The sequence below is a fragment of the Mongoliimonas terrestris genome (assembly GCF_001927285.1).
Lineage (GTDB): Bacteria > Pseudomonadota > Alphaproteobacteria > Rhizobiales > Pleomorphomonadaceae > Chthonobacter > Chthonobacter terrestris.
Genome location: NZ_MSIG01000008.1, coordinates 37,040 through 52,717 on the forward strand (window position 1 = coordinate 37,040; position 15,678 = coordinate 52,717).

The following is a 15,678-nucleotide window of genomic DNA, read 5'->3' on the forward strand; positions in this document are numbered from 1 at the left end:
CGCATGGTGCGCCGCCGAAGAACCCGATCGCAGATAGCCGAAACCACATTTCTTGTCACGTGCTTTGCTCGATGGCCCCGGTGCCCTGCCGGTTCAAAGTGAAAGCCGCTTGAAGATGGGCTCCGGGATGGCGCCGATCACCAGCATGATCAGGCGCCAGACCGGGCGCACGTGGATGGTGTTGCGGCGCTTCAGGTCGGCTCGGTAGACCGCTTCGCCGACCTCGGCCGGCGCCGCGGTGATCGGCCCGGGCAGCGGCATCCCCTCCGTCATCCGGGTGCGCACGAAGCCGGGCTTCACGGTCACCACGTGGACGCCGGTCCTGGCGAGCCGGTTGCGCAGGCCCGAAAGAAAGGCGGTGAAGCCCGCCTTGGCGGATCCATAGACGTAGTTGGAGGCGCGGCCCCGGTCGCCGGCGACCGAGCTGATGCCGACGATGCAGCCGGTGCCGCGCGCCGCCATGCGGTTGGCGACGGCGCCGAGCACCCGGGCGGGCCCGAGATAGTTGGCTTCCATGACGGCGGTGGCGGCGGCGGGATCGGCCTCGGACCGCGTCTGGTCGCCGAGGAGGCCGACGGCGCACACCACCGTGTCGGGTAGTGCCGCGAGGCTGTCGAGGAAGCGGTCCGGGTCCGGGTCCACCGCGTCGAAGGGCACCACGGTTGCGCTGACCTTGTGGCGGATTTCGATGTCGGTCGCAGCCCGGGCGAGATCCGCCGGGTCGCGGGCCGCCAGCACCACGCTGGCGCCCCCCGCGGCGTAGCGGTGGGCGATGGCAAGGCCGATGTCGGAGCGGCCCCCGAGCACCAGCACGGACCGAGGCGGCGTGGCGGCGCTCACAGGCCGAGCCGTCGCGACAGGGCGGATTGGAAGCGGTCTTCGAGCCCGTGACGGGCGCGGACCGCGCGAAAGAGCGGCAGGCGCGGATAGCCGGCCGCCAGGAGGGCGGGTTTCATGCGGGCGTCCTTGGCAAGGTAGATGCGGCCGCCGGCGTCGAGCACCAGATCGTCCAGCCGGTCCAGAAGGGCGAGGGCGTCGGGCGACGCCGGAAAGTCGAGCGCAAGGGTCAGGCCCTCCATCGGAAAGGAGAGATGGCCCTCGCCCTCCGGGCCGAACTGCTTCAGGACCGCCAGGAAGGAGCCGGACCGGGCCTCGGCGATGGCGCCGAGAATGCGCACCAGCGCGGCGCGGGCGCCGGCGAGCGGCACCACGAACTGGTATTGCAGGAAGCCCTTGGAGCCGTAGATCCGGTGCCACTCCAGGAGGGCGTCGAGCGGGTAGAAGTAGCTGTCCAGATCGACGAGGCCGGTCCCGTTCCGGTGGCGGCGATAATAGAGGGCGTTGAACGCCTTCACGGTCGGGCCGCTGATCGCAAGGGCGGGAAAGTCGAACGGCACCGTCTTGCCGCGTCGCCGGGTGCGGGCGAGGGGATCGGCGATGCCGGCGGGAAGCTCCTCCGGTTCGGCGTGTTCGCCATCCATCACCACGGAACGGCCGAGCGAGGCCCCGCTGGCGAGGCAGTCGATCCAGGCGACCGAGTAGGTGCTCGTCGATCCGGCGAGACGCTCCAACGCGCCGTCGAGGTCGGCCACCCGATGGGTCGTCTGGCGGATCGTGGCGGTGCGGATCGGCTGCAGGCGAAGGCGGGCGGCGAGGATGACGCCGGTGAGGCCCATGCCGCCGAGCGTGGCGAGGAAGAGGTCCGCCTCCGCGTCGCGCGAGCAGGTGACGATCCGCCCGTCGCCGAGGGCGAGGTCGAGGTCGATCACGTGAGCGCCGAAGGAGCCGGCCCCATGGTGGTTCTTGCCGTGCACGTCCGCCGCGATGGCGCCGCCCACGGTGACGAAGCGCGTGCCCGGCGTGACGGCGGGAAACCAGCCGCGCGGCGTGAACACGTCCACGATGTCGGAGAGCAGCACGCCGGCCTCGCACGACAGGACGCCGGTCGCCTCGTCGAAGGCGAGGAAGCGATCGAGTGGCCGCATCGCGAGGGTTGTCGGCACGCCGAGAGAGGCGTCGCCGTAGGAGCGGCCGTTGCCGCGGGCGATCACCGGATGGCCGGCGGGCATGGCCGCGTCCTCCGGACGACGGACCGGCAGCACGGCGCAATCGAGGACCGGGTAGCGGCTCCAGCCGCTGAGGCGGGTGGTCGGAAGGGAGCGATCCAGCACCATTGCCTCGTTCAGACCGCCACCACCACCAGCGACAGCACGCCGAGGGCGCAGAGCCAACTGATGCGATCGCGAAGCGCGAACACCACGGGGTCCTCGTGCAGTTCGCCGCGGTTCGCCAGGATGAGAACACGGGAGACCCAGTAGAGCTGGATCACGCAGGTCAGCCATAGCACGTCCGGATTGGAATAGAGCACCGTGACCTGCTCGGAATTCATGTAGAGCGCCACGACCAGCACCGACATGTAGCCGGACGCGGCCGCGAGCGGCAGGAGGACGCGCATGTCCTCGAACCGGTAGCCGCGCCCAGACGGGGGCGGCCCGCCGGCTGCCTCCTTGGCGGCGAGTTCCGTGTAGCGCTTGGCGATGGCGAGGCAGAGGAACAGGAAGAGGCAGAGCATCAGGAGCCAGTTGGACCCTGGCGCCCCGATCGCCGCGGCGCCGCCCAGCACCCGCACCGCGTAGAGCCCGCCGAGCACCACCACGTCGACGAAGACCTTCCGCTTCAGGATGAGCGAATAGGTGACCGTGGCGACGAAATAGGCGCCGAGCACCGCCAGGAAGGCCGGGGGCAAAGCGAGGAAGCCGATCGCGAAGGCGGAGAGGATGAGGAGGGCGCTCATCACCACCCCGTGGCTGACCGCCACCGCGCCGGCCGCGAAGGGGCGCCGGTGCTTGGTCGGGTGCCGGCGGTCCGCCGGCAGGTCCAGGAGGTCGTTCAGCGCATAGGCGCTGGACGCCGCGAAGGAGAAGCACAGGAAGGCCAGGAGCGTCGCCAGGACCTGGCCCGGATCCGCGTACGAATGGTTGAGGACGAGCGGCAGGAAGACGAGGGCGTTCTTGGCCCACTGGTGCACCCGGAGGACCCGCAGGTAGGGGCTGGCGGACCGGCGGGTGCGATCGACGACCGTCGCCGCCGGGAAAGCGGCGAGCACCCGCTTCTCGAACGCCGTTCCATGGCTGACGACCAGCACCTGCCGGGCGCTCCGCCATACGGGGAAGTCCACGTCGGCGTCCGCCACATAGTCGTAACCACCCGCGCCGAAGGCCTCCACCAGGGTCTCGGCCTTGGCCGAACCGGCGAGATTGCGCCCGGCGGACGTGGCGAAGACGCCGTCGATCACGCCGATCCGGTCCGCCAGGGCCTGCACCTGCCGATGGTCGGAGGCTGACGCCAGGTAGACCGGCCGACCTTCGGCCTTGGCTGTATGGATCAGGTCGACGACGCTCTGGCGGAGCGGAATGTCGGACAGAATGCCCACATGGTCGTTGATGTGCGCCTTCAGCCGGGCGCGCCCACCGATCAGCCAGAAGGGAATGAGAGCCGCCGTGAACGGGCGCTCGGCGGCGAGCCGCAGGGCGGATTCGTGCAGGAAGTCCGACACGATCAGCGTACCGTCCACATCCACGACCAGCGGCACGGGGGCCGCGCCCGGATCCGGGATGGCGACGGCCGCCGGTCGCATGGTCGCGGGTTGCTGGATCGTCATGGGGGCCGACCTGAGATTAGACATCGGCAAAACGCCTTAATTGCATATACATGCGCGCCGCTCGTCCGGCACGGCCGGAATGCCGGGCAGCTGCTGAAAACCCGAGCCTGTTGCACTGCCGCAAGAGCCGCCGCGCCGCGCCGGTCAGGGCCTCGGCACAAGCACGAGGGAGGGGGCGGACCGTTCGACCACGTAACGCTCGCGGATCGCCTGTTCGACGTTCTCCGGGACGACGCCGATCTCGAAGAAATTCTCCTGCAGCTGCAGGCGCTTGTAGTATCCGGTCCGGATCCGCTCGAGGAGAAGTTCGGAAGGCACCCGGCCGGTCTTCAGCTTCTGCCCGTAATTGTAGACCTCCACCTCGAACGCCTTGCCGGCCCACAGGCACATGGACAGCATGTGGCAGGCGACCGGCCCCTCCGTGGTGGCGAGGCTCTCGATGAGGGCGAGATACTCCCCCTCCCGCTGGCCGACCCAACGCCAGTGCTTGAACGCGCCGTTCGCCTCTGTGAGGCCGCCGAGAAGCGGGGCGGCCATGAGGGCGGCGCTGAGCGAGAAGGCCGTGCCGAAGCCGAGGCCGGCCGGCTCCAGCCGCGTCGCGAGGAGCGCGGCGAACAGCATCAGGCCCATGCAGGTGGCAAGCACGACATCAAAGAGGGCATTGAAGTTGACCCCCTCGCCGCCGAGCGCCGGTACCCCGACCAGGAGGCCCACCGCATAGATCAGGAGAACGAGCTGGACGCCCGCGTCGCGCCAGGCAAGCAGCGCCAGCGCCACCATGGCGACCGCGAACGGCGCGAAGGCTGAGGCGTGCCGCGCCATCATGTGGGCCATCAACTGCGGATCGAACACCCGGGCGTGCAGGAACACGCTGCGGAACACCGATGGCCCGTAGAGCAGCCAGCCGACCGCCGCAGCGACGACGACCGCGACCATTCCGGCGGCGATGAAGTGCAGCGCGGCGCGCCGGTCGTGGATCGCAAGCCAGATCAGAAGCGCCAGCGGGAGCACAAGGAGGTTGTGCTTGACCAGGCCGCCGAGGAAGAGGAGCGCCACCGCAAGCACCAGCCGCCCGGTCTCCGGCACCAGCCGGCGGCCGGTGACGAACACGGCGAGGCCGGATGTCTGCAGCGCGTGGCCGAACCACTGCGGGTCGTTCATGGCCGTGTAGTTGTTGAACCACATCCCCACGTAGACGAGGAGCACCAGCGGCGTCAGCAGCGCGGCGAAGCGATAGCGCGTCAGCACGAAGACGACGATGGCGATGTTGAGACCGCTGACGAGAAGGCTGGCGGCCGCCAGGAAGCGGCCGGCGATGATCGGATCTCCGAAAAGAGGCGTCAGCGCCGCGACGACATGGAAGGAGAGGGGCGGGTAATTGTTCGTCGAGAAGGCGTCGAGCGGCGGATAGAGCGGCTCACCGCCCAGCAGCGCCAAGACGTGATAGCCGTTGAAGCCCTCATTGTAGTTCAGCGGTACCTTCTGAAAGATCTGCAGAAATGGGATCGACATGAGAACGCCCGCGACACAAGCGAACGCAAGCAAGAGCGTCAGCTTGGACAGGCGATCGACGAGGTCGTCGTCTGATTGTCCGGAATACGTATTGAGTATCATCATAGCCTCAAAGAATGTCGCGAACAGTATATGTTCGGCATCCTGAAGGCAATGTGCCCGTCAACACCAGCAAACAAGCCGACGCGGACGCCATCTCGTGAACACGGTCAGGATCGACGGCGGAACCGAGGGGAGGGTGGCGACAGGGCCGGCTGTTCGGCGCCATGCGCTGCCACGGGCGAGATGGCCGTGCAACGCCTCCGCCACCTGCACCGGGCTTTGATCCGCGCCGGGCGTCCTTGCAAACCTCGGTCTTCACCTCGACAACCCGGAATTCGTATTCTGGGCATGTCTTGGCCGGGGACACACCACCGGCCTCCGAACCGCGACGGCACGTCGTCGACAACCGGCTTGGTAGGACGCGCTGTCAAGCAGGTCACGCCCGCGGCGAGAACGAGTCGGAATTCCTTCCGAGGGTGCCATCGTTCGTTTCCAGAGCCTGCGCGGTGGACGCCCCGCCCGGTCGGAGGAGCGCCGTCTCGATCCGCCGAGAGGCTGTGCCGAAGCGGAATGACTCCACGACCGGCTCTTCACGACCGGTTCGTTGACCGGGCTGCCCTTCCGGCCCTCCCGCCATGTCTCTCGCCTCAGGGTCGATCATCCTGGAGCGAAGGCCGACGGCAGGTTTGCGTCAGGAACCGAACCGGCCAAGACACGCGTTGACCGGCCAGACGGAACACCGTCAGGACGGATCCCATGGGGATCACCTGATGCGGTTATGGTTTAATCCTGGAGAGGAGACCTGGTGGAGCCAAGGGGAGTCGAACCCCTGACCTCTTGAATGCCATTCAAGCGCTCTCCCAACTGAGCTATGGCCCCACGCGAGGTCGCCGGACCGTTGCCGGTTCGACTGATGTCCGCGCCGGATTTCGGCGCCGCCGGTCTGGGTTCCGGCTCGACGCGCCGGGATATACGGGGCATCGGATCGCTGATCAAGTCCTTTTTTCTGAGGATCGGGAGAGGGCTCGCGACGGGCGCTTCAAGTGGCGGAAAACAGGCCCGCCGAGCGTCCCGACTGCCATTTGAGGCGCCGCCCCCCGCCGTCTGGGCGTGGCCGAACCGACCGGAAGGCCCGGAGGCGGCAAACGAAAAAGGAGCGCGAACCGGGTTCGCGCTCCCGTCATGGCGGGTGTTCGGGACGACGATGGCCGACTGGCCGGCGGTCTTCCCTGAAAGGCCGCGTGGACCGGTGGCGCGCGGTCAGCGCTCCTCCTCGTCCTCCACATCGCCGATGATGTCGGAGACGTCGCCTTCGTCTTCCTCGTCCTCTTCCAGGAAGGTGTCGTCCACCTCCGCGTCGTCCTCGATCTCCGGATCCTCGATGTCCGGCACGTCGTCGCCGTCCGCGTCTTCCGCGTCCTCCAGCGACACGAACTCCGGGCTCGCCTCCGTCAGATCCTCTTCCTCCTCCTCGGGGTCGTCGGCGATCGCGGCCGACGGCCGCGCCTTGGCGATGAGGTGCGGATCGAACGGAGCCCCGCAGCGCGGACACAGGATGGGGCTCTTGTTCAAGTCGTAGTATTTGGCGCCGCAGCTCGGGCAGAGGCGCTTGGTCCCAAGTTCCGGTTTCGCCACGGGTTCGACCTCAAGGATAGCGGGGACTGAAGGGCTGGGATTCGGGAATCGGACATAGACGGTGGCTTCCCCCCTGTCAAAGACCAATTCAAGCGCCGGCCGGTGCCGGGTCCGGGGGGGTGAGCCGGATGACGGCGCCCCGGCCCTATGCTAGAGCCAACGCCGATCAAACGAGCCGTTCTGAGCGGCGCCGCAACATCGGAGGCCCGCGATGGGTTCCCATTCCGCCACCCGTCCCCTCGCGGCCGGACGCTCCGGCCCGCTGACCGGCCGCATGCGCGTGCCGGGCGACAAGTCCATCTCCCACCGTTCGCTGATGCTCGGCGCGCTCGCGGTCGGCACCACCACGATCGACGGCCTCCTGGAAGGCGACGACGTGCTCAACACCGCCGCCGCCATGCGGGCGCTCGGCGCCACCATCGTCAAGGACGGCGACGGCCGGTGGCACGTGACGGGGGTCGGCGTCGGCGGCCTCCTGGAGCCGACCGGCGTGATCGACTTCGGCAATGCCGGCACCGGCGTGCGCCTCTGCATGGGGCTGGTGGCGAGCCAGCCCATCGCCGTCACCTTCACGGGCGACGCCTCGCTGGTGAAGCGGCCCATGGGCCGGGTGCTCGATCCGCTCCGCCAGATGGGCGCGGAGGTGCTGGCGCGCTCCGGCGACCGGCTGCCGCTGACGCTGCGCGGGGCGGCGACACCCATGCCCGTCACCTACCGCGTGCCGATGGCCTCCGCCCAGGTGAAGTCGGCGGTGCTCCTTGCCGGCCTCGGTACGCCCGGCGTCACCACGGTCGTGGAGCCGGTGTTCACCCGCGACCACACCGAACGCATGCTGGAAGGCTTCGGCGCGGCGATCGGCATCGAGACCGCCCCGGACGGGGTGCGCACCATCCGCCTGGAAGGGCGCCCGGAGCTGAAGCCGCAGGCCATCACCGTGCCGTCGGATCCCTCGTCGGCCGCCTTCCCGATCGTCGCCGCCACCATCGTGCCGGGCTCCGACGTGGTGGTGGAGGGCGTGCTGATGAACCCGGCGCGCATCGGCCTCATCGACACCCTCCTGGAGATGGGCGCCGACATCGAGGTGGTGGAGAGCCGCGAAACCGGCGGCGAGCGGCTCGCCGACCTTCGCGTGCGGTCCGCCGCCCTGAAGGGCGTGACCGTCCCGGCGTCGCGAGCGCCGTCCATGATCGACGAGTATCCGATCCTGGCGGTGGCGGCCGCGACCGCCCACGGCGAGACCCGCATGCAGGGCCTGGAAGAGATGCGGGTGAAGGAGTCCGACCGTCTCTCCGCGGTGGCGGACGGCCTCAAGATCAACGGCGTCGACTGCACCGAAGGCCCGGACTGGCTGGTGGTGCGCGGCGGAAGCGTGCCGGGCGGCGGACGCGTCGCGACCCATCTGGACCACCGCATCGCCATGAGCTTCCTCATCCTCGGCTTCGTCGCCAAGGCGCCGGTCACCGTGGACGACGCCGCCATGATCGCCACCTCCTTCCCGACCTTCCAGCCGCTGATGGCCGGTGCCGGGGCGGTCTTCCTGCCGGCCGGGGACGACGACGCATGAGGATCGCCATCGACGGCCCGGCGGGCGCCGGCAAGGGCACCCTCGCCGAGCGGCTCGCCCGCCACTACGGGCTGCCCTTCCTCGACACCGGGCTCCTCTACCGGGCGATCGGCCGCCTGATGGTCGATGCGGGGGCGGACCTCGACGACCCGGCGGTCGCCGGCGGCTATGCGGAACGGCTCCAGGCCGCCGACCTCAAGCGTGGCGACCTTCGCGGCCGCGCGGCGGGCGACCTGGCCTCGCGGGTCGCCGTCCATCCGCCGGTGCGCGCGGCGCTTGTCGATTTCCAGCGCGCCTTCGCGGCCCGGCCGGGTGGAGCCGTGCTCGACGGGCGCGACATCGGCACGGTGATCGTCCCGGACGCGGACGTGAAGCTCTTCGTGACGGCAAGCGCGGAGGTCCGGGCGCGCCGGCGCGCCGACGAACTCGCCGCCGGCGGCGCCGCGCCGGACTACGGGCAGATCCTCGCCGAGATCCGCGCGCGCGACGCCCGCGACAGCACCCGGACCGTGGCGCCCCTGATGCCCGCCGCGGACGCGGTGGTGCTCGACACCAGCGCCCTCGACCGTGACCAGGTGTTCGCCGCCGCCGTCGCCATCGTGGACGCCCGCCGTCCGGCCTGAACGGCGTCCGAACGCCGTGCCGTCGGCAGTGCGGCCGAGCGGCGGGGCTCCGGACCGCGCACCGCCACGGGTTGCCACCGCCCGCCGGTTGGTCTATATCGTGCGCGCTTCACGGGCGGCCGCCGGCCGCCGGTGACCCAATCCATTGCGGCTTCGTCCGTCCGGCCATCAGCGTCGGCACCCGTGGGATCCACGGGCGGTCCGGACACATCCGGACCTCGGTCGGTCGAAGCCTTGTCGCCACACTTGCCCCGCCGACGCGAGCCGGTCTTCCGGCACCAGGAGTTTCAATGGCACTGCAGAACCCAACCCGTGAGGATTTCGCCGCCCTTCTCGCCGAGAGCCTGACCGCCTCGGACGTCATCGAGGGTGCCGTGGTCAAGGGCATCGTCGTCGGCATCGAGAAGGACCTCGCGGTCATCGACGTGGGCCTCAAGGTGGAAGGCCGCGTTCCGCTCAAGGAATTCGGCGCCCGGGCCCGTGACGGCGAACTGAAGATCGGCGACGAGGTCGAGGTCTACCTGGAGCGCGTGGAGAATGCGCTCGGCGAGGCCGTCCTCAGCCGCGACAAGGCCCGCCGCGAGGAGAGCTGGGTTCGCCTCGAGGTCGCCTTCGAGAAGAACGAGAAGGTGGTCGGCCACATCTTCAACCAGGTCAAGGGCGGCTTCACCGTCGATCTCGACGGCGCCACCGCCTTCCTGCCGCGCTCCCAGGTGGACATCCGCCCGGTGCGCGACGTCGGCCCGCTGATGCACACCCCGCAGCCGTTCCAGATCCTCAAGATGGACAAGCGCCGCGGCAACATCGTGGTGTCGCGCCGCGTGGTGCTGGAAGAGACCCGCGCCGAGCAGCGCTCCGAGCTCGTCCAGAGCCTGGAAGAGGGTCAGGTGGTCGAGGGCGTGGTCAAGAACATCACCGACTACGGTGCGTTCGTGGACCTCGGCGGCATCGACGGCCTCCTGCACGTCACCGACATCGCCTGGCGGCGCATCAACCACCCGACCGAAGTGCTGTCCATCGGCCAGCAGGTCAAGGTGCAGATCATCCGCGTCAACCAGGAAACCCACCGCATCTCCCTCGGCATGAAGCAGCTCGAGGCGGATCCGTGGGACGGCATCGAGGCCAAGTACCCGGTCGGCGTCAAGTTCCATGGCCGCGTGACCAACATCACCGACTACGGCGCGTTCGTCGAACTGGAGCCGGGCATCGAAGGCCTGATTCACGTCTCGGAGATGTCCTGGACCAAGAAGAACGTCCATCCGGGCAAGATCGTCGCCACCTCGCAGGAGGTGGACGTGATGGTGCTCGAGGTTGATCCGGTCAAGCGCCGCATCTCGCTCGGCCTCAAGCAGACCCTGCAGAACCCCTGGGAGGCCTTCCTGGAGAAGCACCCGTCCGGTTCGGTGGTCGAGGGCGAGGTCAAGAACAAGACCGAGTTCGGCCTCTTCATCGGTCTCGACGGCGACGTGGACGGCATGGTCCATCTCTCCGACCTCGACTGGAACCGTCCGGGCGAGCAGGTGATCGAGGAGTTCCAGAAGGGCGACATGGTCAAGGCCGTGGTGCTTGACGTGGACGTCGAGAAGGAGCGCATCAGCCTCGGCATGAAGCAGCTCGGCAACGACCCGCTGGAGACGGCTGGCGATCTTCGCCGCAACGCGGTGGTCACCACCGAAGTGCTGGAGATCAAGGAAGCCGGCCTGGAGGTCAAGATCGTCGACACGGACATCACGGCCTTCATCCGCCGTGCGGACCTGTCGCGCGAACGCTCCGAGCAGCGTCCCGAGCGCTTCGCCGTCGGCGAGAAGGTGGACGCCCGCGTCACCCAGTTCGACCGGAAGACCCGCAAGGTCGGTCTCTCCATCAAGGCGCTCGAGATCGCCGAGGAGAAGGAGGCCGTGGCCCAGTTCGGTTCGTCCGACTCGGGCGCTTCGCTCGGCGACATTCTCGGCGCGGCCCTGAAGGCCCGCCAGGAGGGCGGCGAGGAGTGATCCGGCGTCGGGCCTCACGGCCCGACCTGTTCACCAGACCCATCATGGAGGGTCCGCTTCGGCGGGCCCTTTTTTTGTGTCCGGAGCGCCCGCCCGCGATCCGTCATCTTTGACGACACGTCTGCGCCCCGCGCCGATCGCCTGCTGTATACAAGCAGCCGAGCGGCGCGTTAATCATAATCATTCATCTTAACATCAGTCTACCGGCATGTATCAGCCCTCGGCGGTTGAGCATCCGAAGCATTTTATGTTTTATTTATCTCAACCGATGGGTTCGCGTTTCATTTACCAGAAGCGGGACTTCACCGGTCCATTTAAGGCTTGGCCAAGATGATCATGTCATCATGGCCTCGTAGCTGATTTGTGCATTCGTTTCTATTGACCGGCGTTTCGCCGCTCGTCCGATCGAGGACGGCTGTTTCAGCGGACCTGATCTTCGCGTCTTTTGACGCGTCATGGATTTTGATGACGAAAGCATACTGCGGACCTGTTTGCGCGGACTGAGACTGTTGCCGAGCATGCATACTTGACGCGGGTGGGACGTGGATGGATACTCTCCATTGTCCCACCCGCACTCGGGTCTGGGCGCATAGACTGGCTTCCTCGTCGAAGCTGGCCCGCCGGCAACGACATGATCGTCCGGCACAAGCAGGGCGTCGCTTCGGGCGGCGCCCTTTTGCATCTCTCGCCCCCCTTCCTGCTTGCGTAAGTCCGGTCTGCCGGCGCGCAGTTCCCGACGGACTGGGCGCCATCGCCCCGCCTCCGGCACCCGACCGCGCGCCGGCGCGGCCGTTCGACTGGTCTAATGCATCGGATCCGGTGTATATCCCCCCGGTCCCGGAGGGAGCCGCGCCGTCATGAGCCTTGATGCCGATCTGATCGTCGACCGCCGCCGCGCCCAGCGCAGGATCGTGTTCTGGCGGGCGGCCACTTTCCTGGTCCTTGGCCTCACGGTCGCGGGTCTCGGCCTGCTGTTCTGGGCCGGCGACCGGACCGCCTCCGATCACGTGGCGCGCATCACCGTGACCGGCGTGATCCTGCAGGACCGGGACGTTCTGAAGATGATCGAGCGCATCCGCGAGAGCGACCGGGTGCGCGGCGTGGTGGTGGCGATCGACAGCCCGGGCGGGTCGACCACGGGTGGCGAGGGGCTCTATGAAGCCCTCCGGACCCTGGCAAAGGCGAAGCCGACCGTCGCGACGGTCGGCACCCTCGGCGCGTCCGCTGGTTACATGACGGCCATTGCGGCCGACCATGTGGTTGCCCAGCGAACCTCCATCACCGGGTCGATCGGCGTCCTCTTCCAGTACGGAAACGTCACCGCGCTGCTCGACAGCCTTGGCGTCACGGTCCGGAGCGTGAAATCCGCGCCGCTTAAGGCGGAGCCCTCGCCGTTCACCCCGGGCGAAGTGCCGGGCGCCCGCGAGATGATCGCCCGCATGGTGGACGACACCTACCAGTGGTTCGTCGACATCGTGGCCGAGCGCCGTGGTCTCGACCGCGCCGAGGCGCTGAGGCTGGCCGACGGGTCCGTCTACACCGGACGCCAAGCCTTCGAGCTCCGGCTCGTCGACGCCATCGGCGGCGAGGCGGAAGCGGTCTCCTGGATGGAGCGGGAGCGGGGCGTGCCGGAGGACCTGCCGGTGGTCGACTGGCGTCCGCGCCGCGACCTGACCCTCGCCGGACTGGCGGGCGAGGCGGCCACCTCGGTCGCAAGCGCACTCGGCCTGCCGGTTTCGATCTTCCGCACGGCACCCGCGCTTGACGGCCTCGTTTCCGTTTGGCAACCTCAACTCTTGGACGGACAATGAGATTTTCGTCCGCCGATGGCGCTTGGCCGAACCCTCGGCCGTAACGGCGCCGGCGTCTTTCGGCGGACGTTGCCGTCGCCGGGGCGAAGGTCTGGCGCCGCAGGACGCACCCGAACGCCTGTCACGGGCATCGGGCCGGTGGCCTCGCCGACCATCCAGGGCCGATGTGGCCCCACGCGGACCATCATTGGCGGCATGACGGACGGGCAGCCGCGGGGGCTGGTCGGCAACGGTTCGGGGGAGACTGACCTCACATGATCAAGTCGGAACTGGTGAGCCGCATCGCGGCCCGCAATCCGCATCTCTACCAGCGCGACGTGGAGAACATCGTCAACACCATCCTGGACAAGGTGGTGGAGGCGCTGGCCAACGGCGATCGGGTGGAACTGCGCGGCTTCGGCGCCTTCTCGGTGAAGAGCCGCCCGGCGCGCCTCGGCCGCAACCCGCGAACCGGCGAGAAGGTAGAGGTGGACGAGAAGTCCGTCCCCTTCTTCAAGACCGGCAAGGAGATGCGCGAGCGCCTGAACGGCGACGCCGACTGATCGGCGACGCCGACTGATCGGCGAAGTCGACGGACGGGCGAAGCCGCGAGTTTGGCAGAACCGGCAGAACGGCACGCGGAACCACCGGTGCGGCGCGCCGGTTCGTCCTTCGACCCGGATACGCCGGGAGGAGGGCTGGTCGGGACGGGTCCGCGCAGGCTAGTGTCGCGGGGCTCGTGCCGATGCCGAACCGGCACCGCCGGGATGGATACCGGCGGACGCCGAACGCAGGAAAGGGGACTTCAGGTCGTGCGAACCCTCATCTTTCTTCTGATCGGCGCGCCGATCGCCCTGGTCGTCGTGGCCCTCGCGCTCGTCAACAACCAGCCGGTCACCATCCTGCTCGATCCGTTCACGCCCGAAACGCCTTACCTGACCGTGACGGTCTCGCTCTACGTGATCTTCTTCGTCACGCTGATGGTCGGCGTGTTCATCGGCGGGATCGCCGTCTGGGCGCGCCAGGGCCGCTTCCGCAAGGCCGCCCGCCAAAACCGTCGCGAGGCGAGCCGCTGGCGCGGCGAGGCCGAGCGTCTGCGCGAGCAGACCGCCGTCACGCCCGCCGGTCCGGCGCTGCCCGCGCCCGGCCGCCGCGCCGCCTGACCGGAAGGACCGATCCGGCCATGCGGCACTTCTCAGCCGCCGAAGTGGCGGCGGCCTTGCCGCCGTCCGCCCTCGTGGAGGCGCTGCGCGACGCGTTTCGAAGCGAGATCGTGACGCCGCTCCGCCATCACCACACCATCGCGCGCGGCAGCGGCGAGGCGGCGACCCTCCTCCTCATGCCGTCCTGGCATCGGACAGGCGGCTACATCGGCACCAAGCTCGTCAGTGTGTTTCCGGGCAACGGCAGGCGCGGCCTGCCGGCCGTGAACGGCGTCTACGTGCTGATGGACGGTGACACCGGCGTACCCGTGGCGGTGCTCGACGGCAAGGAGATCACGGTCCGGCGCACGGCCGCCGCCTCGGCGCTGGCGGCCGACTACCTCGCCCGGCCCGACGCGCGACGGCTGCTGATGATCGGCGCCGGCGCCATGGCGCCCCACCTGATCGCCGCCCACTGCGCCGTCCGGCCGATCGACACGGTGACCATCTGGGCCCGCGACCCCGCCAAAGCGGCGGCGCTCGCGCGCGACCTCGACCGGGCGACGCTGCCGCGCCCCTGCGCCGTCGCGGTCACGACCGATCTTCCCGCCGCGCTCGCGGACGCCGACGTGGCGAGCGCCGCGACGCTTGCGACCGAGGCGCTGATCCACGGTGGCGATCTGCCACCCGGCATCCACGTGGACCTGGTCGGCGGCTTCACGCCCGCCATGCGGGAGGCGGACGACGCGGCGGTCCGGCGCGCCTCCGTCTTCGTCGACACGCGCACCGGCGCCACCACGGAGGCCGGCGACATCGTGCAGCCGTTGCAGGCCGGCGTGATCACGGCGGCCGACATCCGCGCCGACCTGTTCGATCTCGCCGCGGGCCGGCACCGTGGCCGGGAGACGCCGGCCGAGATCACGCTCTTCAAGTCGGTCGGCACGGCCCTGGAGGATCTCGCCGCCGCCGCCCGGGTGGTCGACGGCCGATGACGGCCGGGGCGACGCCGACAAGGCTTCCGGTGGACGTCCTGGTGACGGAGGCGGTCGGTGGCCCGGCCGTGGCCACGCTCCTTTTCGCCCACGGCGCCGGCGCGCCCATGGACAGCGCCGCCATGACGGCTTTCGCCGGAGCCTTTGCGGACGCAGGCCTTCGGGTGGTGCGCTACGAATTCCCCTACATGGCTGCGCGGCGCTCCGGGTCCAAACGGCCGCCGCCGAAGGCCGAGACGCTCGTGCCGGCCTGCGCCGCCGCGCTCGCCCAACTGCTCGCCACGGTCGACGGGCCGGTTCTTCTCGCGGGCAAGTCCCTCGGCGGGCGCGTGTCGGTGCTGACCGCCGGCGATGCCCTTGACGCCCGGGTGCGCGGCGTCGTGGCGATCGGCTATCCTTTCCACCCGCCCGCCAAACCGGAAGCGACGCGGTTGGTGCCGCTTCAGACCGCCTGCCTGCCGGTGCTGGTGCTCCAGGGAACGCGCGATCCGTTCGGGACCTGCGAGGAGGTGGCTGACTACGCGTTGCCCGAGGCCGTGTCGCTGACCTGGTTCGAGGATGGCGACCACGACCTGAAACCCCGGCGCACGTCCGGCTTCACGGCGGACGACCACCGACGGGCGGCGGCGACCGTGGTGCGCGCCTTCGTCAACAGGGTTTGCGGCTGATCGCCGGACTCGTTTTGGACAGGTCTCGTCGCCATGCCGTCGTGACCGGACGCGCGTG

General features: G+C 69.2%; 13 protein-coding genes and 1 tRNA gene. 8 read left to right on the forward strand and 6 right to left on the reverse strand.

What is annotated here, in order from left to right:
* Positions 1-93: 93 nt before the first annotated feature.
* The 6 genes from BUQ68_RS12985 to BUQ68_RS13010 form a co-directional block, all read right to left on the reverse strand.
* Positions 94-840, reverse strand: a complete 747-nt coding sequence (locus tag BUQ68_RS12985) for an SDR family oxidoreductase (protein ID WP_075216414.1) — start codon at positions 838-840, stop codon at positions 94-96.
* A complete protein-coding gene (locus BUQ68_RS12990) occupies positions 837-2,171 on the reverse strand; it encodes an FAD-binding oxidoreductase (protein WP_210215639.1) in 1,335 nt (444 codons plus the stop codon). Before BUQ68_RS12990 ends, BUQ68_RS12985 begins: the two co-directional genes overlap by 4 nt.
* Before the next feature lie 11 nt (positions 2,172-2,182).
* Positions 2,183-3,661: a UbiA family prenyltransferase gene (locus BUQ68_RS12995; RefSeq protein ID WP_175577811.1), complete on the reverse strand. Its 1,479-nt coding sequence runs from the start codon at positions 3,659-3,661 to the stop codon at positions 2,183-2,185.
* Between the two features lie 144 nt (positions 3,662-3,805).
* A complete protein-coding gene (locus BUQ68_RS13000; RefSeq protein ID WP_139315237.1) occupies positions 3,806-5,173 on the reverse strand; it encodes a hypothetical protein in 1,368 nt (455 codons plus the stop codon).
* 845 nt (positions 5,174-6,018) lie between these two features.
* Positions 6,019-6,094 (reverse strand) — tRNA-Ala (locus tag BUQ68_RS13005).
* 381 nt (positions 6,095-6,475) lie between these two features.
* Entirely contained in the window at positions 6,476-6,850 is a 375-nt protein-coding gene (locus tag BUQ68_RS13010) for a TIGR02300 family protein (protein WP_075216418.1), read from the reverse strand.
* A gap of 211 nt (positions 6,851-7,061) precedes the next feature.
* Here BUQ68_RS13010 and aroA point away from each other — a divergent pair, with 211 nt between their 5' ends.
* The 8 genes from aroA (at position 7,062) to BUQ68_RS13050 (ending at position 15,620) form a co-directional block, all read left to right on the forward strand.
* The gene (gene aroA, locus BUQ68_RS13015) at positions 7,062-8,414 is read left to right on the forward strand and encodes a 3-phosphoshikimate 1-carboxyvinyltransferase (protein WP_075216419.1); all 1,353 of its coding nucleotides are present in this window, start codon (positions 7,062-7,064) and stop codon (positions 8,412-8,414) included.
* Complete coding sequence (cmk, locus tag BUQ68_RS13020; protein WP_075216420.1) at positions 8,411-9,037, forward strand: (d)CMP kinase; 627 nt, start codon at positions 8,411-8,413, stop codon at positions 9,035-9,037. The genes aroA and cmk overlap by 4 nt, the downstream gene beginning before the upstream one ends.
* Positions 9,038-9,327: 290 nt before the next feature.
* The gene (gene rpsA / locus BUQ68_RS13025; protein WP_075216421.1) at positions 9,328-11,028 is read left to right on the forward strand and encodes a 30S ribosomal protein S1; all 1,701 of its coding nucleotides are present in this window, start codon (positions 9,328-9,330) and stop codon (positions 11,026-11,028) included.
* 857 nt (positions 11,029-11,885) lie between these two features.
* Complete coding sequence (sppA, locus tag BUQ68_RS13030) at positions 11,886-12,839, forward strand: signal peptide peptidase SppA (RefSeq protein ID WP_075216422.1); 954 nt, start codon at positions 11,886-11,888, stop codon at positions 12,837-12,839.
* Positions 12,840-13,093: 254 nt separating this feature from the next.
* The gene (locus BUQ68_RS13035) at positions 13,094-13,381 is read left to right on the forward strand and encodes an integration host factor subunit beta (protein ID WP_075216423.1); all 288 of its coding nucleotides are present in this window, start codon (positions 13,094-13,096) and stop codon (positions 13,379-13,381) included.
* A gap of 249 nt (positions 13,382-13,630) precedes the next feature.
* The gene (locus tag BUQ68_RS13040) at positions 13,631-13,981 is read left to right on the forward strand and encodes a LapA family protein (protein ID WP_083656552.1); all 351 of its coding nucleotides are present in this window, start codon (positions 13,631-13,633) and stop codon (positions 13,979-13,981) included.
* Positions 13,982-14,001: 20 nt separating this feature from the next.
* Positions 14,002-14,952 (forward strand): bifunctional Delta(1)-pyrroline-2-carboxylate/Delta(1)-piperideine-2-carboxylate reductase, encoded by a 951-nt coding sequence (lhpI, locus tag BUQ68_RS13045; RefSeq protein ID WP_075216425.1) that lies wholly within the window; start codon positions 14,002-14,004, stop codon positions 14,950-14,952.
* A gap of 29 nt (positions 14,953-14,981) precedes the next feature.
* Entirely contained in the window at positions 14,982-15,620 is a 639-nt protein-coding gene (locus tag BUQ68_RS13050) for an alpha/beta family hydrolase (protein ID WP_095407338.1), read from the forward strand.
* The last annotated feature ends 58 nt before the right edge of the window (positions 15,621-15,678 follow it).

Coding starts and splice junctions, on each gene's coding strand:
- cmk (WP_075216420.1), top strand. CDS start 8,411: ATGAGGATCGCCATCGACGGCCCGGCGGGCGCCGGCAAGGGCACCCTC.
- lhpI (WP_075216425.1), top strand. CDS start 14,002: ATGCGGCACTTCTCAGCCGCCGAAGTGGCGGCGGCCTTGCCGCCGTCC.
- BUQ68_RS13035 (WP_075216423.1), top strand. CDS start 13,094: ATGATCAAGTCGGAACTGGTGAGCCGCATCGCGGCCCGCAATCCGCAT.
- sppA (WP_075216422.1), top strand. CDS start 11,886: ATGAGCCTTGATGCCGATCTGATCGTCGACCGCCGCCGCGCCCAGCGC.
- BUQ68_RS12995 (WP_175577811.1), bottom strand. CDS start 3,661: ATGACGATCCAGCAACCCGCGACCATGCGACCGGCGGCCGTCGCCATC.
- aroA (WP_075216419.1), top strand. CDS start 7,062: ATGGGTTCCCATTCCGCCACCCGTCCCCTCGCGGCCGGACGCTCCGGC.
- BUQ68_RS13000 (WP_139315237.1), bottom strand. CDS start 5,173: ATGTCGATCCCATTTCTGCAGATCTTTCAGAAGGTACCGCTGAACTAC.
- rpsA (WP_075216421.1), top strand. CDS start 9,328: ATGGCACTGCAGAACCCAACCCGTGAGGATTTCGCCGCCCTTCTCGCC.